The organism is Methylobacterium sp. 17Sr1-1, assembly GCF_003173775.1.
Lineage (GTDB): Bacteria > Pseudomonadota > Alphaproteobacteria > Rhizobiales > Beijerinckiaceae > Methylobacterium.
The window spans coordinates 5481972-5503391 of sequence record NZ_CP029552.1 but is presented as its reverse complement, the minus strand read 5'-3'; the positions used below and the strand labels follow the sequence as shown (position 1 = coordinate 5503391).

Annotated in this window: 20 protein-coding genes and 1 pseudogene; 14 read left to right on the top strand and 7 right to left on the bottom strand. The window is 72.5% G+C overall.

What is annotated here, in order from left to right; genetic code table 11:
* Window positions 1-78: 78 nt before the first annotated feature.
* The 3 genes from DK412_RS25030 to DK412_RS30355 all read right to left on the bottom strand — a co-directional run bounded on the left by DK412_RS25030 (window position 79) and on the right by DK412_RS30355 (window position 1116).
* Window positions 79-507 (bottom strand): DUF805 domain-containing protein, encoded by a 429-nt coding sequence (locus DK412_RS25030; RefSeq protein ID WP_109974172.1) that lies wholly within the window; start codon window positions 505-507, stop codon window positions 79-81.
* 47 nt (window positions 508-554) lie between these two features.
* On the bottom strand, window positions 555-878 hold the full coding sequence (locus DK412_RS25025; protein WP_109974171.1) for a hypothetical protein: 324 nt from the start codon (window positions 876-878) through the stop codon (window positions 555-557).
* Between the two features lie 94 nt (window positions 879-972).
* On the bottom strand, window positions 973-1116 hold the full coding sequence (locus tag DK412_RS30355) for a hypothetical protein (protein WP_162596295.1): 144 nt from the start codon (window positions 1114-1116) through the stop codon (window positions 973-975).
* Between the two features lie 731 nt (window positions 1117-1847).
* Here DK412_RS30355 and DK412_RS25020 point away from each other — a divergent pair.
* On the top strand, window positions 1848-2849 hold the full coding sequence (locus DK412_RS25020) for a helix-turn-helix domain-containing protein (RefSeq protein ID WP_162596294.1): 1002 nt from the start codon (window positions 1848-1850) through the stop codon (window positions 2847-2849).
* A 65-nt stretch (window positions 2850-2914) separates the two neighbouring features.
* A pseudogene (locus tag DK412_RS31180) lies at window positions 2915-3274 on the top strand (hypothetical protein); the annotation flags it as partial.
* Window positions 3275-3284: 10 nt separating this feature from the next.
* Here the strand turns inward: DK412_RS31180 and DK412_RS25010 are convergent.
* Entirely contained in the window at window positions 3285-3701 is a 417-nt protein-coding gene (locus DK412_RS25010; protein ID WP_109974169.1) for a hypothetical protein, read from the bottom strand.
* A 300-nt stretch (window positions 3702-4001) separates the two neighbouring features.
* Between DK412_RS25010 and DK412_RS25005 the strand changes: the two genes are divergently transcribed.
* The 3 genes from DK412_RS25005 to DK412_RS24990 all read left to right on the top strand — a co-directional run bounded on the left by DK412_RS25005 (window position 4002) and on the right by DK412_RS24990 (window position 8271).
* Window positions 4002-5072: an ABC transporter ATP-binding protein gene (locus tag DK412_RS25005; RefSeq protein ID WP_109974168.1), complete on the top strand. Its 1071-nt coding sequence runs from the start codon at window positions 4002-4004 to the stop codon at window positions 5070-5072.
* Between the two features lie 104 nt (window positions 5073-5176).
* The gene (locus tag DK412_RS25000; RefSeq protein ID WP_109974167.1) at window positions 5177-6196 is read left to right on the top strand and encodes an extracellular solute-binding protein; all 1020 of its coding nucleotides are present in this window, start codon (window positions 5177-5179) and stop codon (window positions 6194-6196) included.
* Window positions 6197-6621: 425 nt separating this feature from the next.
* Window positions 6622-8271, top strand: coding sequence for an iron ABC transporter permease (locus tag DK412_RS24990; protein WP_204165438.1), 1650 nt, complete (start codon window positions 6622-6624; stop codon window positions 8269-8271).
* A gap of 3 nt (window positions 8272-8274) precedes the next feature.
* On the opposite strand, the gene DK412_RS24985 is transcribed toward DK412_RS24990, so the two are convergent.
* A complete protein-coding gene (locus tag DK412_RS24985) occupies window positions 8275-9675 on the bottom strand; it encodes a PHB depolymerase family esterase (protein WP_245447263.1) in 1401 nt (466 codons plus the stop codon).
* Between the two features lie 26 nt (window positions 9676-9701).
* Window positions 9702-10136, bottom strand: a complete 435-nt coding sequence (locus tag DK412_RS24980; RefSeq protein WP_109975480.1) for a CopG family transcriptional regulator — start codon at window positions 10134-10136, stop codon at window positions 9702-9704.
* A 333-nt stretch (window positions 10137-10469) separates the two neighbouring features.
* Between DK412_RS24980 and DK412_RS24975 the strand changes: the two genes are divergently transcribed.
* The 3 genes from DK412_RS24975 (at window position 10470) to trpS (ending at window position 13950) form a co-directional block, all read left to right on the top strand.
* Window positions 10470-11744 (top strand): adenylate/guanylate cyclase domain-containing protein, encoded by a 1275-nt coding sequence (locus DK412_RS24975; protein WP_109974165.1) that lies wholly within the window; start codon window positions 10470-10472, stop codon window positions 11742-11744.
* Between the two features lie 41 nt (window positions 11745-11785).
* Complete coding sequence (locus tag DK412_RS24970; protein ID WP_109974164.1) at window positions 11786-12715, top strand: amidoligase family protein; 930 nt, start codon at window positions 11786-11788, stop codon at window positions 12713-12715.
* 218 nt (window positions 12716-12933) lie between these two features.
* The gene (trpS, locus tag DK412_RS24965; protein WP_109974163.1) at window positions 12934-13950 is read left to right on the top strand and encodes a tryptophan--tRNA ligase; all 1017 of its coding nucleotides are present in this window, start codon (window positions 12934-12936) and stop codon (window positions 13948-13950) included.
* Window positions 13951-14419: 469 nt separating this feature from the next.
* Here the strand turns inward: trpS and DK412_RS24960 are convergent, their stop codons facing one another.
* Window positions 14420-15241, bottom strand: coding sequence for a hypothetical protein (locus tag DK412_RS24960; RefSeq protein ID WP_245571982.1), 822 nt, complete (start codon window positions 15239-15241; stop codon window positions 14420-14422).
* A gap of 629 nt (window positions 15242-15870) precedes the next feature.
* On the opposite strand from DK412_RS24960, the gene DK412_RS24955 reads away from it, so the two are divergent.
* From DK412_RS24955 to DK412_RS24930, 6 genes are all read left to right on the top strand, one after another.
* Window positions 15871-17868: a HAMP domain-containing methyl-accepting chemotaxis protein gene (locus tag DK412_RS24955; protein ID WP_109974162.1), complete on the top strand. Its 1998-nt coding sequence runs from the start codon at window positions 15871-15873 to the stop codon at window positions 17866-17868.
* 157 nt (window positions 17869-18025) lie between these two features.
* Entirely contained in the window at window positions 18026-18631 is a 606-nt protein-coding gene (locus tag DK412_RS24950; RefSeq protein WP_109974161.1) for a LemA family protein, read from the top strand.
* 4 nt (window positions 18632-18635) lie between these two features.
* The gene (locus DK412_RS24945; protein WP_109975479.1) at window positions 18636-19421 is read left to right on the top strand and encodes a TPM domain-containing protein; all 786 of its coding nucleotides are present in this window, start codon (window positions 18636-18638) and stop codon (window positions 19419-19421) included.
* Window positions 19421-20077 carry a hypothetical protein gene (locus tag DK412_RS24940; RefSeq protein WP_245447261.1) on the top strand — a complete coding sequence of 219 codons (657 nt, stop codon included), beginning with the start codon at window positions 19421-19423 and terminating at the stop codon, window positions 20075-20077. The genes DK412_RS24945 and DK412_RS24940 overlap by 1 nt, the downstream gene beginning before the upstream one ends.
* A 128-nt stretch (window positions 20078-20205) precedes the next feature.
* Window positions 20206-20565 (top strand): nuclear transport factor 2 family protein, encoded by a 360-nt coding sequence (locus DK412_RS24935; protein ID WP_109974159.1) that lies wholly within the window; start codon window positions 20206-20208, stop codon window positions 20563-20565.
* Window positions 20566-20579: 14 nt separating this feature from the next.
* The gene (locus DK412_RS24930; protein WP_109974158.1) at window positions 20580-21401 is read left to right on the top strand and encodes a helix-turn-helix transcriptional regulator; all 822 of its coding nucleotides are present in this window, start codon (window positions 20580-20582) and stop codon (window positions 21399-21401) included.
* The last annotated feature ends 19 nt before the right edge of the window (window positions 21402-21420 follow it).

The window sequence follows — 21420 nt, the reverse complement described above, 5'->3', positions numbered from 1 at the left end:
GCAAAGCTCCCCTTTCCGCGAAGTCGTTGATCGTGCTTCAGGATCCGGGTTTATGCCCAGGTCGTGCTAGAGCCTGTCTCAGGCAGAGGCCGCGAGCGGAGAGGCGGCCGTGACAACATCCCGTGGATCGGGGCCGAACGGATTCGGCCCCCGCGTGCCACGCAGGAAGCCGCTCTCGATCATGTACCAGAGCTGTCCGATGATCGGGATGAAGATGATGAGCTGGAACCAGCCCGACCGGCCCCGATCATGGCAACGCTTGGCGTTCACGCAGATTCCCGACCAGATCGACAGGACCGCATAGCCCAGTGAGAGCAGGATGTACGGGAGGGCAGCGATGCCGGTGACCGTCACATCACCGCTTTCTCCAACGGTCCCGGGGAACAGGGAATTCGGCAGGTACGCGACCAGTGCGGCGGCCACGGCGACGCCGATGTAGATCAGCATGGCGAGCCAGTACTGGCTGCGTGGGATACGGCCCTCGATTGTGAAGAGGAGCTTTCTCATGTGCGATTCCTGCGCCGGGCACTTGGAACGAAGCGGGCGTGCGCCGATCAACGCGTGTAAGTGAAGGTCGAGATTTCGCAAACGTTGATGTTCCTCTTCACACTCTCGCCGCCGTTCTGGAACACGGCTCGAAAGTCAAAGCGGCAAGCTCCTGTGCCATCGTCAATATCTATGTCGAATGTTTCACCATTCGCAATTGTGTCACGACCTAATATATCTTCCTCCCAATTGCTTGATCCAGTACTGGACGCATAAAAATGCTTGAGCGTCATCCCGGTCTTGTTGACGATGTCGACGTGCCGGTTGGCAGCCATTGCCGCTTGACTGGAGATAACCAGGAGCATGGCAGTGCTGAAGAGGATGCGGGTCATGTAAGGTCTCTTTGTTGCTACGCTGCCCCCATGACACACCCGTGCTGGGTTTCCAACGATGACCGGCGGCGGATCAAGAAATTGGGACGCCCCGTCAAATTCTCTGGTGCACCATGCCGTCTTGCAGGACGCGCATGACCATCCACCGCAACTGGTCCTCGGCGGCGACGCACCGCGCGACGTACTCCGTCCACTTGCCGCGGGTGTCGGCGATCTCCCGTCCGACCTGCACACTCATACCCGAGCGACATCCTCGCCCAGGCGCCGCTGGTGTGGATCATGGACAAGGGCCACCGGCTCGCCTTTGCCCCGGGTTACTCGTCGTCGTCCGAACGCAATCGCGTCGACCAGGCTGCCAAGAGTACCTCCCCGCCTCGTACAACGTGCCATGGGAGTCGCACCGGGAAGCCTCGGACACATGGCCTTGACCGCTGGTTGCGTAGGGACGCTGCGCAAGCTCGACGAAGAGCGTGCTCAAATCAGGCGGCAGATCGGACGGAAACCGATCGCGCCAGAGTGGCAGTTCTTGCAGTGGGCGGAGATTGTGGTCTCGACCTCGGCGCGGGCAGGCCCGACCGTCGCCGGCGTGATCTCGCGCCCCTCCTCATCATAGGCCCGGCGCGAGATGCGGCTGCGCCTGACTTCTCGCTCCGCCCCATCTCCACCAGCGCCTGCGCCCGGTCATCAGCCCCGCTTCGCACGGGTCCGTCATGTCCAGATCTTCCCAGGCCGGGCAGGCCTGGAACGGCGGTCGGGAATGCTGGTGCAGCTCGCGGGCGATGACGTCGAGGGGGTCGGGGCTGGCGGGAAGCGGGTCACGGATCGCTCGCGTAAGCCCCCTCGGGTGCGATACCCGGCGTAGCGACGGAACGGCGTTCCCGAGAGCGCGATCTTGCGTTGCGCAATCTTTATGCCCTAGAGGCAACGTACGATAAATCGGTCGAGCGATCTATGTCCGAAATGGGAGCTATGGGCCGCCAAGCGGTAAGTCTGCAATTCTCGACTGACGTGGCAGCGCCATCCGGTCAGTGCGGCTTCGAGGCGTATCACGATCTCTACGCGACAGCGGCCGATGCGATGAGGCTGGACGAGACCTTCGCGGTCGCGGTCACGGCCGAGCGCCTCGGCGGCATGATCCTGTTCGACCGACGGCTTCGGGGCGTCGCGCACGTGCGCCCGCACCGGCGGGTTCTGCGCAGCGGCTTTGACCATTTTACGGCACAAATCGTCCTCGACGGAGCCCTGGCGGTTGGGACGCCGGACGGCATTCGGATCGTCGGGCCAGGCGAATGTGCTCTCATTGACATGAGCCGGCCTATGGAGACGAGGGCAAGCCAAGCCCGCGTCATCACGCTCTCTATCCCCCGCGACGTGATTGAAGCGGCCGTGCCCGAGCCCGGGCGCCTGCACGGTGCGGTTCTGCCGCAGGATCGCGCACGCCTGCTCACGGGGTTCCTACACTCTGCGCTCGACGAGATGCCTCGTCACGGCGCGGGCGACCGCCAGCGGTTGGAGCGCGTGACCGCAGAACTTCTCGCTCTCGCCCTTGCAGGCCACGCCCCGCCGGCGGCGGAAGCGGTGCGGACGGCCAACGCGGCGGTCTGCCGCCGCCGGGCACGACGCTACATCGACGCGCATTTGGGAACGACGCCCGACGATGTCGCTCTGGCCATCGGCGTGTCGCGCTCAGCGCTCTACAGAGCCTTTGAGCCGAGCGGTGGCGTCACCCGCGAGATCCGCTCCCGTCGGCTCGCCCGCCTGCGTGCCCTGCTGGCGCGGCCCGACGAGGGCGGTCGGATCTCCGATCTCTCCCGGGCCTGCGGCTTCTCAAGCGTGTCCGATTGCAGCCGCGCATTCAAGGCGGCCTACGGCCTATCGCCGAGCGACTACCGCCACCTCAGATGGGCCGAGGGCAGGCCAAGCGCCGCCTCCCCTCAAGGCCTCGCCGAATGGTGGGACGATCTGCGCTGAACTTACGCCGTTACGACCTGGCCGACCTGCCGGCACGGATCACGCGGCGGGCATCCATCGGGGCGATCAAGGCACGCTGGGTGTGCGGGCAGGCGCGTCCGCAGCCCAAGGAGGAACCCGGCCTCGACCACCTCGCGGGCCGCTCGTGGACTGGGCTGCATCGTCACGCGCTGATGACGTGCCTGGCCTTCGCTTACCTGCAGCAGCGTCGCCTCGCCGCGACGAACCTCGCGGGGCGGGGGAAAACGAGGGGTCGGCTTCCGGGACCGCCGCCTTCGCCGAGCCTGCCGGCCGTTCGCAGGCGATCATCGCGCGACTCTTCGAGGGTCTTCTCCCGCCCGTCCAGTGCCCCTGCTGCCAGCACTGCTTCCGCTTACCCTCACACCTTAAAGTGCCCAAGTCGTGCTAAGAGGCCGGGCGGCTGATCCGCCGCCGTCACGCCCTCTCGAACAGGAACCCGTCGAGAGCCGGGATCGGCACCGAGAGGCTCACCCCGCGCGAGGCCCGCGACAGGCGCCAGGGGCGCTCGCGGCCGGCGCGGACCGCCTCGGAGGGGCGCAAGGAGCGGGTGGCGCCGTCCTCGCCGACCTCGTCGATGGTGAGGAAGCCGTAGACGAGCAGGCGCGAGGCCAGGAGCTTGGTCTCCCGGTCGCCCGCCGCCACCGGCAGGGTGCCGGCCTCGTAGACCGTGTCCATCAGGCTGCGCTGGTCGCGCCGCGCGGCGGCGACCCGGGGGCTGGGGGCGAGCTCGTGATCGAGGCCGTGATCCGTGCGGGCCGGCCGCTCCTTGCGCCGGAACGCCACCACGGTGCCGCCCTCGACGGCGCTCCTCTCGCCCGACAGGTTACGCATACGCCCGATACCCTTCGCGACACGCCGATTTCGCAGACGTGGTCGCCGGTTGTGCGACGAAAATCTGCGAAACAACAAAAGCCTGAGCGGGCGAAGCGTTGGCCTGCCAACGCAACTCCGCTGAGCCGCCGGTCCATCGGGGCCGCGGCGATGCGCAGGATTCGACGAATCGGCTTAACGTCCGATTGACCCTGTGGCGGCGCGCCCCGTGCCGGATCGGTGCATACTCCCGCTCTCGCCCACCCCCGCCGGCCCGTGTATGAGCGCGACGCCCCGACACGCCCGCCGAGGAATCCCGTGATGACCGAACCGGCCCCGTCCCGCCCGGCGTCCGCCCTGGCGGTGGAGGACCTGGCCTGCCGCTTCGGCCGGGTGCAGGCCCTGGCGGGGGTCTCGCTCATCCTGCGCCCCGGCGAGGTGATGGCGCTGCTCGGCGATTCGGGCTGCGGCAAGAGCACGCTCCTGCGGGTCGTGGCCGGGCTCGAGGCGCCGGATTCCGGTACGGTGCGGCTCGACGGGCGCCTCGTCGCCGGCGAGGGGGCGGCGGTGCCGCCGGAGGCGCGCGGCGTCGGCCTGATGTTCCAGGACTACGCCCTGTTTCCCCACCTGACCGTCCGGGAGAACATCCGCTTCGGCCTCAGGGGCCAGCCGGCCGCCACCCGCGCGGCGGCCGACGAGCTCCTGGAGCAGGTCGGGCTTTCGGGCCGTGCCGACGCCTATCCCCAGACCCTGTCGGGGGGCGAGCAGCAGCGCGTGGCGCTGGTGCGGGCGCTGGCGCCCGGGCCGCGGCTGCTGCTCCTCGACGAGCCGTTCTCCAATCTCGACCGGCGCATGCGCGACCGGGTGCGGGAGGACACGGTGGCGCTCCTGCGCCGCACCGGCACCACCGCTCTGATGGTGACGCACGATCCCGAGGAGGCGCTCGCGGTCGCGACCCGCATCGCCCTGATGCGCCGCGGCCGCATCGTCCAGGTCGCCACCGGCGAGGCCCTGTACCGTCGCCCGGAGAGCCTGTTCGCCGCCCGCTTCCTCGCCGACGCGGCCGAGATCCCGGCCCGGGTCGAGGCCGGCCGGGCCGGGACGCCGCTCGGGAGCGTGGCCGCCCCCCACCTGCCCGAGGGCGCGGCGGTCCGGGTCTGCCTGCGGCCCGAGGCGTTGCGGGTCGGGCGTCCCGGCGAGGGCATCACCGCCCAGGTCACGCGCCGCACCTTCCTGGGGGCGGCGAGCGTGCTGCATCTCGGGGTGCCGGGGGTCGAGGGACCGCTGCGGGCCCGCCTCCCCGGCCCGGAACCCTACGGGCCGGGCGACGCCGTCGGGGTGACGCTGGTGCCGGACGCGGTGCTGGTCCTGCCCGAGGAGGAAGCGGCGTGACCGGCAGGTCCGGGCCGCTTTACATTGAAACAACTAAAATCTAACACGCTTGCTTTTGTTTCGGGTTTGCTTCTCAAGAGGGCGCCATTTCCGGGAGACGCCCCTTGTCCCTGTCACGCACCGCGCTCGCCCTCCTCGGCCTCGCCGCCCTCGCGGCCCCGGCCCGCGCCGAGAGTGAGGTGAACCTCTACACCACCCGCGAGCCCGGCCTGATCCGCCCGCTCCTCGACGCCTTCACCACGGCGAGCGGCGTGAAGGTCAACACGGTGTTCGTCGACAAGGGCCTGGCCGAGCGCGTCGCCGCCGAGGGCGCCCGCTCCGCCGCCGACGTGGTGATGACGGTCGATATCGGCAACCTGATCGAGCTCGTCGACCGCGACCTCGCCCAGCCGGTGCGCTCCCCCGCCCTCGAGGCGGCGATTCCCGCCAATCTTCGCGATGCGGAAGGGCGCTGGTTCGCCCTCTCGACCCGCGCCCGGGTGGCCTATGCCGATCCGGATCTGCGCGACCTCGCCGGGCTGACCTACGAGGACCTCGCCGACCCGAAGTGGAAGGGCAAGGTCTGCCTGCGCGCGGGCCAGCACCCCTACAACACCGCGCTGATCGCCGCCTACCTGGTCAAGCACGGCGAGGCCAAGACCGAGGCCTGGCTGCGCGGGGTGAAGGACAACCTCGCCCGCAAGGCCGGCGGCGGCGACCGCGACGTCGCCCGCGACATCGTCGCCGATCTCTGCGACATCGGCCTCGGCAATTCCTACTATGTCGGCCTGATGCGCAGCGGCCGGGGCGGCCCGGAGCAGAAGAAGTGGGGCGAGGGCATCCAGGTGGTGCTGCCGACGTTCCAGGGCGGCGGCACCCACGTCAACGTCTCGGGCGCGGTGGTGGCGAAGTCCGCCCCGAACCGCGACAACGCCGTCAAGCTGCTCGAATACCTCGCCTCGGACGAAGCGCAGGCGCTCTACGCCAAGGCCGATTACGAGTACCCGGTGAAGCCCGGCGTCGCGGTCGACCCGCTGCTCGCGGCCCTCGGCCCGCTCAAGGTCGACACCACCTCGCTGGTCGAGATCGCCCGCAACCGCAAGGCGGCGAGCCTGCTCGTCGACAAGGTCGGGTTCGACCGGTGAGATCCGATCCGCGTGATCCGGTCCGGTAGATGATAAAGGCGCGGGACTTCTCCTCTCCCCGCTCGCGGCAGGGCTGTCCGGGAAACAGGAGGGGCCCGGATTTCTCCCTCCCCCCTCCGCGGGGGAGGGTGGCCTGCGGAGCAGGCCGGGAGAGGGGAACCACGCTTCCGGATATGGCGGAACCGTTCTGACGGGCGCCCCCTGGATCAACGTCGCGCTGCCCCTCTCCCGACCCCTGCTGACGCAGGGGCCACCCTCCCCCGCAGAGGGGGGAGGGGAAAGCCGCGCTTCAGCCTGACAGGACCGGTCGGGCGGAGGCCCATCGATCACTACGCAGCCGACCGGAGCGAACGACAACCGTGGAGGGAAGAGCCTTCGTGCCGTCGGGCCCGCCGGCGGCCGCGCGGCCTCCCCGGCCGCGTCCCGTGGCGGCCGCGCGCTCGCGCAGCCCCTGGCTCTGGGCCTGGACGCTGGCCGCCGGCCTCACCGCCCTCCTGATCCTCGCCCCGGTCGCGGCCCTCGGTGTCGAGGCGCTGCAGGGCTCCGGCGGCCTCTGGCCCCACCTCCTCGCCCACGTCCTGCCCCCCGCCCTCGCCGAGACCGGCCTGCTGCTCGCCGGCGTCGGGATCGTCGTCGTGGCGGTCGGCACCGGGGCGGCCTGGCTCGTCGCGGCCTACGAGTTTCCGGGACGGCGCCTGCTCGACTGGGCGCTGCTGCTGCCGCTCGCCGTGCCGACCTATATCGGGGCCTACGCCTATCTCGACCTGCTGCACCCGGTCGGCCCGGTGCAGGGCGCGATCCGCGCCCTCCTCGGCTATGCCCGCCCGCGCGACCTGATCCTGCCCGACCTGCGCTCGCTGCCGGGCTGCATCCTGCTCCTCGGCTTCGTGCTCTATCCCTACGTCTACCTGCCGACCCGGGCGCTGTTCCTGATGCAGTCGGCGACCCTGGTCGAGGCCGGGCGCAGCCTCGGGGCCGGGCCGGCCTCGGTCTTCCTCCGGGTCGCCCTGCCGCTGGCCCGCCCCGCCATCGCGCTCGGCGCCAGCCTCGCCCTGCTCGAGGCGCTCAACGACATCGGGGCGGCGGAATTTCTGGGAGTGCGCACCCTCACGGTCTCGATCTACGACACCTGGGTCAACCGCTCCGATCTGCCCGGCGCCGCCGGCCTCGCGCTCGTGATGCTCGCCGCCTGCCTCGGCCTGATCGCCATCGAGCGCCGGGCCCGGCACGGGCGCGGCTATGCCGGGGCGGCGCAGCGCCCGCGGCGGATGGTGCGAAAGGTCCTCGCCGGCCCGGGGGCGCTGGCGGCTTTGGGTCTCGGCCTCGTGCCGGTCGCCCTCGGCTTCCTGGCGCCGGCGGGCTACCTCGCGGTCGAGGCGGGCAAGCGCCTGCACTTCGCCGGCCTGTCCAGGGCGATCCTGTCGGAGAGCCTCAACACCCTGCTCTATGCCGGCCTCGCGACACTCATCGCCACCGCCCTCGGCCTCGTCGTGGCGGCGGGCCCGCGGCTGCTCGGCGGGCGCTGGCGCGGCTGGCTCCTGCGCTGCGCCACCTTCGGCTACGCGGTGCCGGGCGCGATCCTGGCGATCGGCCTCCTGCCGCCGCTCGCCGCCCTCGACGGCCTGCTCGACGGGGTGAGCCGGGCGCTCGTCGGCGTCCCGCTCGCCGCGATGGGCCTCGGCACCGGGGCGGCTCTGGCCTACGCTTACGTGGTGCGCTTCCTCGCGGTCACCGCCGGCAGCAGCGAGGCGGGCCTCGCCCGGGTGCCGCGCTCCCTCGGCGACGCCGCCCGGGTGCTCGGCCGGGGACCTGCCGGCGCCCTGGCGCAGGTCCACTTGCCGCTGACCTGGCCGGCGATCCTGGGCGGTGCCCTGCTGGTCTTCGTCGATTGCGTCAAGGAGCTGCCCGCGACCCTGATCCTGCGCCCGCTCAACGTCGAGACCTTGGCGACCCACCTCTACGGCGAGGCCGCCCGGGGCACCTACGAGGACGGCGCGGTCGCCGCCCTCCTGATCGTCGCGGTCGGGCTCCTGCCGGTCGCGCTGCTGCTGCGGGTCTCGACGCCGAAGGCGTGAGGCTCAAGCGCGCTCGTTGCGGCGGTGCTCCAGGAAGAACCGCAGCATCTCCGCGCTGGCATCGGGCCCGCGCGGCTCGGTGTAGGAGCCGTCCGGGCTGCCGCCGGACCAGGCGTGGCCGGCCCCGTGCAGCACCCACGCTTCCACGATTCCCCGCCCCTCCGCGTCGGCGTGGACGCGGCGCGTATAGGCGATCCCGCCCGGCGCCTCGCCCCGCGTCAGGGTCTCCCGCAGCGGCGCCTCCGGCAGCGCCTGGGCCACGACCCGCTCGCCGTTGATCGGATTCACGGTCCGGTCGCCGTCGCCGTGGAAGACGATGGTCGGCACGGCCGCGCCCGGCCGCGGCGGGGCGCCGCCGCCCTGCCCCATCGCCGCGAAGGCCGAGGGCATGTCCCGGGCCGCGCCGCAGGCGAGACCCGAATGGATGCCGGCCGCCGCGAACACGTCCGGATAGGTCGCCGCCAGGATCGCCGCCGCCGCGCCGCCGGCCGAGAGCCCGGCGACGTAGACCCGGGCAGGATCGGCCCCGAACTCCTCCACCACGGCCCGGGCGATCCCGGCGATCAGCGCCGGCTCGCCGGCACCGCGGCCCTGGTCGCCGGGCTGGAACCAGTTCCAGCACTTCTGCGCGTTGGCCGAGCGCTCCTGGCGCGGATAGACCACGATCGCCCCTTGCGTCTCCGCGAGGTCGTTCATCCGCGTGCCCAGGGCGAAGTCGTCGGGATCCTGGGTGCAGCCGTGCAGCATCACCACCACCGGTAACGCCTGGCCCTCCCGGCCGGCCGGCACGTAGACCTTGTAGGTCCGGCTGCCGGCGGCGCTGGAGAAGCTGCGCTCCTCGAACCGCGCCCCCTCCGGCACCGGCACCGGACGGCGGGGCTTCAGGCCCTCGCCGAGGCCGCCGGCCAGGCCGCTCGCGAGGTTGCCGGCCAGGTTCCCCGCCAAGCCGTCGAAGGCGCCCTCGCGCAGCAGGCCGCTCAGCCCGGCCGGCGTGCGGAAGGTCTTCAGGGCCTCCGGCAGATCGCGCAGGGCGTCGGACATGCCCCGCAAGGCCTCGGATACGCCCGGCATGGCGTCGGGCATGCCCTTCAGGGCTTCCGGTCTGTCCTCCAGGGCTTCGGGCTTCGCCCGCGGCGGATGAGACGGCTCGGGCGCGCCGGCCTCCCCCGCGACCGTCCAGGCGCCGCCCGGCTCGGCCGGCGCCACGAGGTCGACCGCCGGCTCGGCCGCTCGCGCGGCGGGCGCGGGGGGGGCCGGCGGGCGCGCGGGCTCGGCCGGGGCCGGACGGCCCTGGATCAGCGCCACGGCCTCGGTCAGCCGGCCGGCGCGGGTGAGGCGGGTCACCTCGGCCATGTCGACGGTGGCGCCGAGCCCGCCCGGAGAGAAGGTTTTGAATGCGCTCATGATCGCGGTCCTGTGCGAAAAAGGGGTCAGACGATGCGGTCGGCGAGCGCCGCCTTGACGGCGGCGCTGGCGTGGAAGGCGCCGAGCACGTGGATCGACGCGATGGCCGCGCGGGCGAGCTCCGGCGTCACGTCGTCGGCGATGCTGGCGAGCCCGAGGACCTGGATGCTGAGCGGCGTGCCCGCATCCCGCGCCGCCTCCAGCTCGGCCCGCGTGATGGCGGTGAGTCCGAGGCTGAGCTGCCGGCGCGCCACCGACTGGCGCAACGCCTCGTCCTGCCGGTCGAGCTGGTTGCGCACCGCCGTGCGGATGAAGTCGGCCCGGTTGGCGTAGAACCCGTCCCGCACCATCAGGTCGATGCGGCCGAGATCGACGAAGCCGAGATTGACCGTGACCTTCTCGCTGTCGGGCAGCTTGGGGCCCGGCCCCTTGGGCCGCAGCTCATGCACGTTTTCGGTCATCGCCATCTCCAGACCATCCAACCGGATGGTCTGGAGATGGTATAGGGTGTCGGGCTCCGCAAGGGGTGCGAGGCCGGCGGACCATCGGGCGTCGGGCCCGTTCAGTTCCGGGCGCCGGCAGCGTCCCGGCCCGGACCATCCGGGGACTTTCCGAGGCTGAGCGAACGACCATCTCGCCTCGACGCATCCCCGTGTCCCGCGTAAGGCTTGACCTTGCAGGAGGGCGTCCCCTCGCAGGCAGGCGCGACCTTGCCGGACGGCTCGAGGCCCCAGGACGACTTCCCATGCAGGACGACTTCCCATGCAAGGCTGGCTTCCCATGATCGGCCCCGCATGAGCAGACCCCATCCGAACCCGCCGGACGGCGGCGCGGCGCCCGGCCCCGCCGGGGACGGGACCGGCCTCGCCGCCGGTCTCGCGGCGGGCACGGCCACCCGCGTGCTCGCGATGCGGCTGGTGATGCTGGGGGTGCTGGCGGTCTCGGCCCATCTCAGCGACGGCGCGCTGCATGCCGGCAGCCACTGGTTCATCCTGGCCGGCTACGCGGCGTCCTCGCTCTGGCTCGCCGCCACGGCGCGGCGGCGCAACAGCGAGCGCTGGGCCTGGATCACGACGTTGCTCGACGCGGCGCTCGCCGCCTACATCGTGCTCGAATACATGATGGCGGCGGCCGACGCCGCCGACGAGCCCGGCACCCTGGCGAGCCGGCTGCCGGCCTTCCTGCTGCTGCTCGAATCCGGCTTGACCCTGCGGCCGCGCCATACCGCGGTATTCGTCGCCCTCGTCGCCGGGGTGTGGTCCGGGGCGCTCGGCCTCGGCCTGCTCGAACCCCGCCTCGGCCTGCCGCCGGCGGGACCGAACATCTTCGGCCTGCTGTCCTTCCTGGTCGCGGGCGCCTTCGTGATCGAGGGGTCGCTGCGCCTGCGCCGGGGCGTGGCGACGATGCTGCGCCTGGAGCACGAGCGGGCGACCCTGGCGCGCTTCGTGCCCGCCGGCATCGACCTGGTGCGGCGCGACGGGCCGACGGCGCTCCAGCCGCGCCATGCCTGCCTGCTCGCCCTCGACATCCGGGGCTTCTCCGCCCTCACCCGGCGCTGGGGCGAGGCCCGGGTGCTGGACTGGCTGCTGGCGGTGCGGGCGCTCGCCCACGCGGCGGTCACCGGGCATGGCGGCCTCGTCGACAAGTATGTCGGCGACGGGGTGCTGGCCCAGTTCGTCGACGGCGCGCCGGCCGCGCAGGCCGCAGCGGCGCTCGCCTGCGTGCGGGAGATCGAGGTCCGGATGCGGCGGATGAACGAGGCCCGCGGGCACCAGGACCTGCCGCCGCTGGCGCTGACCGCCTCGCTCCATGCCGGCGAGGTGCTGGTGGGGGTGCTCGACGACGGCTTGCGGGCCGAGTTCACCGTACTCGGCCCGGCGATGAACGCGCTGGCCCGGGTCGAGGCCCGGGCCAAGCGCGAGAACCTGCCGGTCGCGGTCTCGAAGCGCGTGATGCGGCTCCTCGGCCCCGCCGCGCCGCCGGCCCGCCGCCTGCCGCGCCGCCCGGGCGAGGACGATTGCCCGGACCTGTTCGGCCTCGAACCCGTTCCTCTGACCGTGGCGTCGTGAGCGAGTCCCACATGACCGAGTTTCGCGGGTTGGAGAGGTCCATGGTCGAGTCTTCGAGGGCCGAATCTCCGAGGGCCGCGTTCCGCCCGCCGCCCCGGCCCCTGCGGGCCGACGGGACGCCCCGCCGGGTCGGCGTCGAGATCGAGTTCATGGGCCCCCCGGCCCGGGTCGCCGCCACGGCACTCGCCGCCGGCCTCGGCGGGCGCGTCGCCGAGGAGGATCCTCACGCCTTCCGGGTCGAGGGGACCTCGCTCGGCGACATCCGGGTCGAGCTCGACCTGCGCGCCGCCCATCCGCAGCGCCGGGTTCCCGCACAAGGCGCAGGGCCCGGCCTGCCGGTCCGGGCCGCGGGACGCACGCTGGCGGCCTTCCTCGGTCCGGTGGTGCCGCGCGAGGCGATCACCGGCCCCCTCGCCTTCGACCGCCTGCCGGAGGTCGACCGCCTCGCCGCCCTTCTGCACGGCGCCGGCGGGCGGGGGCGCGGGGCGGTGCTGCTCGGCTCCCTCGGGCTCCACTTCAACGTCGAGCCCCCGGACCTCGACGCCGCCACCCTCACGGGCCTGCTCCGGGCCTACCTGCGGCGCGAGCCGGATTTGCGCCGGGCGACCGCCGCGGGCGGGTTCCTGGCCGCCCGGGGCCTGCCGCCGCCCTTCCCCGCGCCTTACGTGGCGCGGGTGCTCGATCCGGGCTACCGGCCCGACCTCGACGCGCTCGCCCGCGACTACCTCGCCGCCAACCCGACCCGCCATCGCGGCCTCGACCTGCTGCCGATCCTCGCCCACCGCGACGAGGCCGGGGTGCGGGCGGCCCTGCCGCCGGACGAGAAGGTGAGCCCGCGCCCGGTGCTGCACTACCGGATGCCGCAGGCGCATGTGGGGCTGGCGGGCTGGAGCCTGGCCCCGGCCTGGAATCTTTGGGTGGGGGTGGAGGAGCTGGCGGAGGAGAGCGCTCCGCAGGCAGCAAGTCCGTAGGCAGCAAGCCCCGATCCCGCTTGAGCGGAACGCGGCCGCGGCGTAGAGCGTGACGGTGATGATCGACCACCGTTCCCCCCGCGCGACCTGCTGGTGGCGCTTCCTCTGAGGAAGCGGCCGTCGTTCATCCTGTCACGACCGATGCCGCCGTCCGGTGGGCACGGTCGTCGGTATTCCGGCACCCTTCGGCGCGGCGGCTCATCCTCCGGAGAGCCCCCATGTCCGTCGAAGCGCCGTCCCGGCCCGTCATCCTCACCGGCGACCGTACCACCGGTCCGCTGCATCTCGGCCATTACGCCGGCTCGCTGCGCAACCGCGTGGCGCTCCAGCACAGCCACCGCCAGTACCTGCTGCTCGCCGACGCGCAGGCACTGACCGACAACGCCCATGACCCGGCCCGCATCGCCCGCAACGTGATCGAGGTCGCGACCGATTATCTCGCGGTCGGCATCGACCCGGCGGTCACGACGATCTGCGTGCAATCGGCCCTGCCGGCGCTGGCCGAACTGACCCTGCTCTACCTGAACTTCGTCACGGTAGCCCGGCTGGAGCGCAATCCGACGATCAAGGACGAGATCCAGGCCCGCGGCTTCGGCCGCGACATCCCGGCGGGCTTCCTGTGCTACCCCGCTGCCCAGGCCGCCGACATCACGGCGTTCCGGGCGACCCTGGTGCCGGTGGGCGAGGACCAGGCTCCGCTCATCGAGCAGACCAACGAGATCGTCCGCCGCCTCAACCGTCAGGTCGGGTACGATCTCCTGCCCGAGGCGCGGGCGCTGATCCCGGAGGTCGGCCGGCTGCCCGGCGTCGATGGTCGGGCGAAGATGAGCAAGTCGGGCGGCAACGCGGTGCCGCTCTCGGCTTCTGACGCCGAGATCGCGGCGGCGGTGCAGCGGATGTACACCGATCCCGGCCACCTGCGCGTCAGCGATCCGGGCCGGGTCGAGGGCAACGTGGTCTTCACCTATCTCGACGCCTTCGACCCCGATCCGGAGGCGGTCGCAGCGCTGAAGGCGCATTACCGCCGCGGCGGCCTCGGCGATGCCGCGCTCAAGGAGCGCCTCGCGGGCGTGCTGCGCGACCTCCTCGGGCCGATTCGCGAGCGGCGGGCCGGGATCGCCCGCGATCCGGATCTCGTGATGGACGTGCTGCGCACCGGCACCGCGCGGGCGAGGACCGTCACCGCCGCCACGCGGGACGCGGTGCAGGACGCCCTCGGGCTGTTCCGGCTCTGACAGGATCTGCGCGACGGCGTCGACCCGCTCCGGGCCGTCCCAGGGCGCGGTACACGACACTCGTACAAGGCCAAGTTTCGATATGGCCAAGTTTCGATATGGCCAAGTTTCGATATGGCTAAGTTTCGATATGGCTAAGGTTCGGAGCGGCTAACATCCATTGGATCGACATTCCGTTTCCGCTTCTCCCCCTTTCCCGGACGACTGGAGCGTCAGCGGAAGGAGATCCGGGATCCAGCACAGGACGTGCCGCGAAGCGGCTCTGATTTTGCAACGTTGCAGACACAAGGACGCTTCGCGCCTTTTTGCGCTGGATCCCGGATCTCCTTCCGCTACCGCTCCAGTCGTCCGGGAAAGGGGGCGCGGGAACGGGCTGGCTAACGGAAGAACCTTCGGCGCGCTGGATCTCAGCTTTATGCCAGTGTCGCGTACTGTGATCCCGGGGCGCGGCCGGGCGCCCGGGATCCGCTCATCCCTCTCCCACGTGGGACAGGGGATCCCGCGCCCGGGCGAGATCGGACGCGGCCGGGCCGTCCGCGTCCTCCGCACCGCCCGCCCGGCGTGCGCTCGCCCGCTCGCCGGCCTCGGCGGCGCATTTGTCGGCGTGGACCGCCCGGTTGACCACCTGGAGGTTCGGCAGGCCCCAGTAGCCGAGGAGCTCGGGCCAGGGCCGCGCCCGCTCCTCGCGCCAGATCCGGTAGAGCGGCATCCGGTGGTCGACCTCGGCGGTGCGCAGCAGGCGCTTGCCGGACTGGGCGCAGCGATGGCCCTGGCGGCGCTTCAGCTCCTTCACGTGGTCGCTGGGAGCGGTCCAGAGCTTCCAGGCGGCGACGCAGGCGGCGTGCCACGCGGCGTTGCGGTTGGGCGTGCCCGCCCCCCACAGGTCGCGGTGCCAGCCGAAGCGGTAGACCGGCTGGCCGCAGATGCAGCAATGCCCCTTGCCCCGGGCGTAGGGCGTCTCGCGGAACGGCGCCGGCGGCATCCGGAAGCTGAACGCCAGGCCCTTCTCGGACACATCCTGTTCCGCCGGGTCGAGACGCCGGTCGTCGGGGCGCCAGCTGCCGAGGCGCCAGGTCCAGCCCTCGGGCTGGCCGGAGGCGGCGGCGAGCGCCCGCGCCAGCCGGTCGGCCCGCAGGATGTGGTGGCGCCAGTAGCTCTCGACGGCGAGCCGCGGCGTCGGCGGCACCAGGGGCCGCGACAGGGCGTGGCGCAGCACGGGCAACGGGAACACCACCGGCAGGGACTTTTCCAGCCGCGCCCGGGCGGCACCGTTGCGCGCCTCGCGCCACAGGGAGGTCGCCGAGGGCGGCTGGCCCGCGGGACCGGTCTCCGCGGCCACCGCCGTCGCCGGAAGCCGCTCGGCCAGGGTCGGCTTGGCGATCCGCTTGGCGGTCGGCGCGGCCACAACCCTCTTCTCCGGATCGGTCCCGCCCGGATTGTCCTCTGCGGTCCTCGCCTCCGCCGTCTTCGCCTTGGCCGCTCGTTTCGCCATGCCGGTCCCGAATCGGCCCGCGCCGGCCGCTGCCAGGGCATAACAGCGATGCGCCTCCGGACCAACCGCCGAGCTGCCGCAGCGTCGCGCCGGATCGGGGCCGTGCGCGAGCGTCGATACAACTTCTGAACGGGGGAGTGCGGGTTTCTCAATCGCAAAGAGATGGATTTTGAGCGATTGTCTCTCAAGTGCGTAGGAATATTATTATCGAGATGCGCTTATGAATATCTTCATATCGAAGAAAATATTGAATATTAGCGGTTATTTAACAAGATCTGCACTAGATCGACGGCGGGCCCGAGCGCAGCGTCCTGAGCGTGCTGCGATCGGGCGCCGCTCCGCCTGCTTGTTCAGCCGTGTTCGTGTCACCGGACGTCCGCCTTCGCCGAGCGCCGTCTCGGCGGGACGTGCTTGAGGAGAGATCGCTCGTGAAGACGGGTATTCGCACGCGCCTCTACGGCGGTTTCGGCATTCTGGTGGTGCTGTCGGCGGGCATCGGCGGCTTCGCCGTCCACACGACCGACGCACTCACGGGCAGCTACGAGAATCGTGCCCGCCTGGAGCGGGTGGCGCTGAAGGTCTACACCATCAATTCCGAGACCGCGCGGCTGGCGAGCCAGACCGCGCAGTACCGCGCCGCACCGGAGCCCGGCGGGTTCGCCGCGATGCTGGCCACCACGGACCATATCCACGCCGTGAGCGCCGAACTCACCCAGGCCGCCGTCAGCGCATCCCGCAAGGCCCGCTACGCGCTGATCGCCGAGACGGCGCAGCGCCTCAAGGCCGACATCCAGCAGCTCGGCCAGCTCGGCGCCGCCGCCCAGGCCGGACGGGGCAACCTGTTCCCCGGCGGCGACGTCCTGACCCGGGCGACCAGCACCCTCCTGGCCGAGGTCCGGGCGCTCGGCACCGCGACCGAGGCGGCCCGGGCCGCCACGATCGAGAGCGCGATGCTGCTGGTCCGGGTGGCGAACTGGCGCTTCCTGGCGGTCAAGGACCCGGCCGGCCCGGCGACCTTCCAGACCAATGCCAGCAAGGCCGAGGCGGCCCTCAAGTCCCTCGTCGACCTCGACGCGGCCGGCACCTATGCCCGTTCGATCGCCGCGGTGCGCGAGGCGTTGAACTTCTACAGGACGCAGTTCGAGGCGACCTCGCGGGCGATGCTGGCGGAGGCCGAGCTCTTCGACCAGGCGGCGCGGCCGAAATTCGAGGCGATCGACGCCGCCGGCACCGAGGCGCGCCACTCGGTCGAGGAGTCGGTGACCGAGATCTCGGCCGCGACCGCCGCCGCCGCCGGAACGGCGCGAATCACCCTGATCGGGCTCGCCGCCGCGGTGGTCGCCCTCGGCGTCGCCTTCGCGCTCCTGCTCGCCCGCGGCATCATCGGGCCGATCCGCGACATGACCGGGGCGATGACCCGGCTGGCGGAGGGCGACCTCGCGGTCGAGGTGCCGTCCCGCGACGCCGTCGACGAGATGGGCGACATGGCCAAGGCCGTCGACGTCTTCCGCGCCAACGCGGCGGCGCGCCGGGAGATGGAGTCGCGGGCCTTGGCCGATCTGTCGGACCGCGACCGGCGGGTCGCCGCCGTCGATCGCCTGGTGCGCGGCTTCGAGGCCGACATCGTCGCCTCCCTCGACGTCGTCGCGGCCGCCGCCACGCAGCTCGACGCTACCGCCCACGGGATGACCAGGGTGGCCGAGGGCACCAACCAGCGCGCCGTCGCGGTGAGCGCGGCCTCCGAGGAGACCGCCGCCAACGTGCAGACCGTGGCGGTCGCCGCCGAGGAACTGGCGGCCTCGCTCCAGGAGATCGAGCGCCAGGTGCTGCGCTCGAACGAGGTCGCGGGCCTCGCCCGCCGCGAGGCCGAGGCGAGCGGCATCGCGATGGGCGACCTCGCCCGCGCCGCCGAGGAGATCGGCACCGCCGTCACCATGATCTCGGCCATCGCGAGCCAGACCAACCTCCTGGCGCTGAACGCCACGATCGAGGCGGCCCGGGCCGGGGACGCGGGCCGCGGCTTCGCGGTCGTCGCCGCCGAGGTCAAGGAGCTCGCCGGCCAGACGGCGCGGGCGACCGACGCCATCGCGAGCCAGATCGCCCGGATCCAGACCGCGTCCGGCAGCGCCACCGGGGCGATCCGCCAGATCGGCGAGACCATCGTGTCGGTCAACGAGATCTCCGGCATCATCGCCGCCACGGTGACGGAGCAGGCCGCCACCACCAGCGAGATCTCCCGCACCATCGGCGAGGCCGCCCGCGGCACGCAGGACGTCTCGGGCAATATCGGCCAGGTGACGGCCTCGGCGAGCGAGACCGGCCACGCCGCCGCCCAGGTGCTCGACGCCGCCCGCAGCCTCTCGGCCCAGTCGCTGAGCGTGAAGGGCCAGGTCGATCGGTTCCTGGCGGCGATCCGGGCGGCCTGACCCTCCTCCTCCGGCAGGGTCCACGGCCCCGGCGCGCCTGCCCCGGGGCCGTCTTACGTCCCCGTCCCGCTGGTCCGCGGCGGAATGCCGCCTATCTGACCACGGCAACGCTCGCGGCGCCGGGAGGCGCCGCCCCGGACCAGGAGCCAAAGCCACCATGACCGCCCCGTTCCTCGGCCGCCTGCGCCTCCTCGTCCTGGCGCTCGGCCTCGCCACCACCCTCTCGGCCTGCGACGCGGTCAACCGGGTGCCGACCCTGGAGGAGGCCGCGAAGTCGCGCTGGGGCGAGGTGCAGAACCAGTACCAGCGCCGCGCCGACCTGATCCCCAACCTCGTCGAGACCGTGAAGGGCTACGCCCAGCAGGAGAAGGACGTGCTGGTCCAGGTCACCGAGGCCCGCGCCAAGGCGACCTCGGTCAAGGTCGACGCCTCGACGGTGAGCGACCCGCAGAAGTTCCGCGAGTTCCAGGACGCCCAGAACCAGCTCTCCGGGGCGCTCGGCCGGCTCCTCGTCACCGTCGAGCGCTATCCCGACCTGAAGTCGAACGCCAATTTCCTCGCCCTGCAATCGCAGCTCGAGGGGACCGAGAACCGCATCGCGGTGGCGCGGCGCGACTACATCCAGGCGGTGCAGGCCTACAACACCGAGATCCGCACCATCCCGGGCCGCTGGATCGCCTCCACGCTCTACCCGGAGGCCAAGCCCATGGAAGCCTTCACCGCCACGCCCGATGCCAGCCGCCCGCCGAACGTGAAGTTCTAGGGTGATGCGCCGGGTCCTGGGCGCGGTCCTCGCCCTTCTCCTGATCTCGCTCCTCCCGGCCCTCTGGGCCGGGGCGGCGGCGGCCCTCGATCTGCCGCCGCTCACCGGCCGGGTGGTCGATGGCGCCGGCCTGCTGCGGCCCGAGGAGAGCGCGGCGCTCGCCGCCAAGCTCAAGGCGCACGAGGACAAGACCACCGACCAGGTCGTGGTCGCCACCGTGCCTTCGCTCCAGGGCACCTCGGTCGAGGATTTTTCCAACCGGCTCTTCCGCGCCTGGGGCCTCGGCACCAAGGCGCGCAACAACGGCGTGCTGTTCCTGATCGCCCCCACCGAGCGCAAGGTGCGGATCGAGGTCGGCTACGGCCTCGAAGGGGCGCTGACCGACGCCCTGTCCAAGGTGATCATCGCGAGCGCGGTGGCGCCGAAATTCAAGGCCGGGGATTTTTCCGGCGGCATCCAGGCCGGCGTCGACGGGATTCTCGGCATCCTCGGGGGCGACGCCGCCGAGTGGCAGCGCCGGGCGGAGGTGCGCGAGGATTCGGGCGGCACCCTCGATCCTGTCCTGGTGCTGATCCTGCTCGTGGTGATCGGCTTCGTCCTCGTCCGGCTCCTCACCCGGGGCGGCGGCGGCCCGGGGCGGCCGCACCGGCGCACCGGCGGCCAATGGATCGTCGTGCCCGGGCCGACGGGCGGCTTCGGCGGCGGCTATGGCGGGGGATTCGGCGGAGGCGGCGGCTTCTCGGGCGGGGGCGGCTCGTCCGGGGGCGGCGGCGCCTCGGGGGACTGGTGATGCCGGGATCGATGAAGCCCGAATCGGCGAACCCGACGACGATCCTGAGCGAGGCGGAGTGCGCCCGCATCGCGGCCGCGGTCGCGGCGGCCGAGCGCGGCACGGCGGGCGAGATCGTCGTGATGGTGGCGGCCCGCTCGGGCGCCTATCGCAGCCTGCCGCCGGCGCTGGCGCTGGCGGGCGCGCTCCTGGTGCCCTGGCCGCTGATCCTGCTCACCGGGCTCTCCGCCACCCGGATCTTCCTGGTCCAGCTCGCCGTGGCCCTGGGGCTGCTCCTCGGCCTGTCCGCGGCCCCGAGCCTCGCCCGCCTGCCGCGCGCCCTGCCCCGCGCCTTCCGCCGCGCCCGCGCCCGGGCCGCCGCCCGGCACGAGTTCCAGTCCCGCGGCCTCGCCCGCACAAGCGGCCGCACCGGCGTGCTGATCTACGTCGCCCTGGCCGAGCGCTACGCCGACGTGGTGACCGACACGGGCGTCGGCACGACCCCCGATGCCTGGCGGCCGGTGCTGGACGACCTCGTGGCGGCACTCCGCCGCGACGCCCTGGCGGAGGGGCTGGTGCGGGCGGTGGCGGACGCCGGCGCGATCCTGGCCGCGGCCGCCCCGCCGCGCCCCGGCGACGCCGACGAGCTGCCGAACCGGGTGATCGTGACCGAGTAGGCGCGGCGGCATCCCCGGTCCGGTCGTGACCTGCCGGGTCGTCCGACGATGACCTCCGGGGTCATCGACGGGCGCCCGGTCTCCCGTCCATTCTCCTCCCCGCACCCACCCGGAGGAAGGACGCCCCGATGACCGACCCCGCCGCCCTCGCCGCCCGCTACCTCGCGACCTGGAACGAGACCGATCCCTCCCGCCGCCGCGCCCTCCTCGCCGAGACCTTCACCGAGGGCGCGCGCTACCGCGACCCCGTGATGGCCGGCGAGGGCCATGACGAACTCGACACCCTGATCGGCGCCGTGCAGGCCCGCTTCCCCGGCCTGCGCTTCCGCCTCGCCGGGCAGCCCGACGGCTACGGCGACCGCCTGCGCTTCTCCTGGGCCCTGGCGCCCGAGGGCGGCGAGGGCGTGGTCGAGGGCACGGACTTCGCCACCCTGGAGGGCGGCCGCCTCGCCGAGGTGACCGGCTTCCTCGACCGGGTCCCGGCCTGAGGGAGCCCCCGCCGATGCTGAGTCCCGCCGGCCCGCCGGGCGGCATCCTGCGGGCCTGGCGCCGGCGCCGGCACCTGAGCCAGCTCGACCTGGCGCTGGAGGCGGAGATCTCCCAGCGCCACCTGAGCTGCCTCGAGAGCGGCCGGGCCCGGCCGAGCCGGACGATGCTCCTGCACCTCGCCGAGCGTCTCGGCATCCCCTTGCGCGAGCGCAACGCCCTGCTGCTCGCCGCCGGCTACGCCCCGGTCTTCGTCGAGCGCTCCCTCGACGACCCGGCGCTGGCCCCCGCCCGCCGGGCGGTGACGCGGATCCTCGACGGCCACGCCCCCTACCCGGCCCTGGCGGTGGACCGCCACTGGACCCTCATCGCCGCCAACGCCGCGGTGAGCCCCCTCCTCGACGGGGTCGACCCCGCCCTCCTGGCCCCGCCGGTGAACGTGCTGCGCCTGAGCCTGCATCCCGGCGGCCTGGCGCCGCGCATCCTCAACCTGGGCGAGTGGCGCGCCCATCTCCTCGACCGCCTGCGCCGGCAGGTCGCCGCCAGCGGCGATCCCGTCCTCGCCCGGCTCGCGGACGAGCTCTCCGCCCATCCCGCCCCGCCGGGCGCACCGTCCGGGGACGGGAGCTGCGACGGCGCCGGGGTGGCGGTGCCCCTCGTCCTCGCCCTCCCGGCAGGCCGCCTCTCGCTCCTGTCCACCACCACGGTGTTCGGCACGCCGGTCGACATCACCCTGTCGGAACTCGCCGTCGAGGCCTTCTTCCCCGCCGATCCCGAGACCGCCGCCCTGCTCCACCGCCTCGCCCCGCCGCGCCTGCCCGGAGACACGGACCCATGAGCCTCCCCCCATGAGCCTC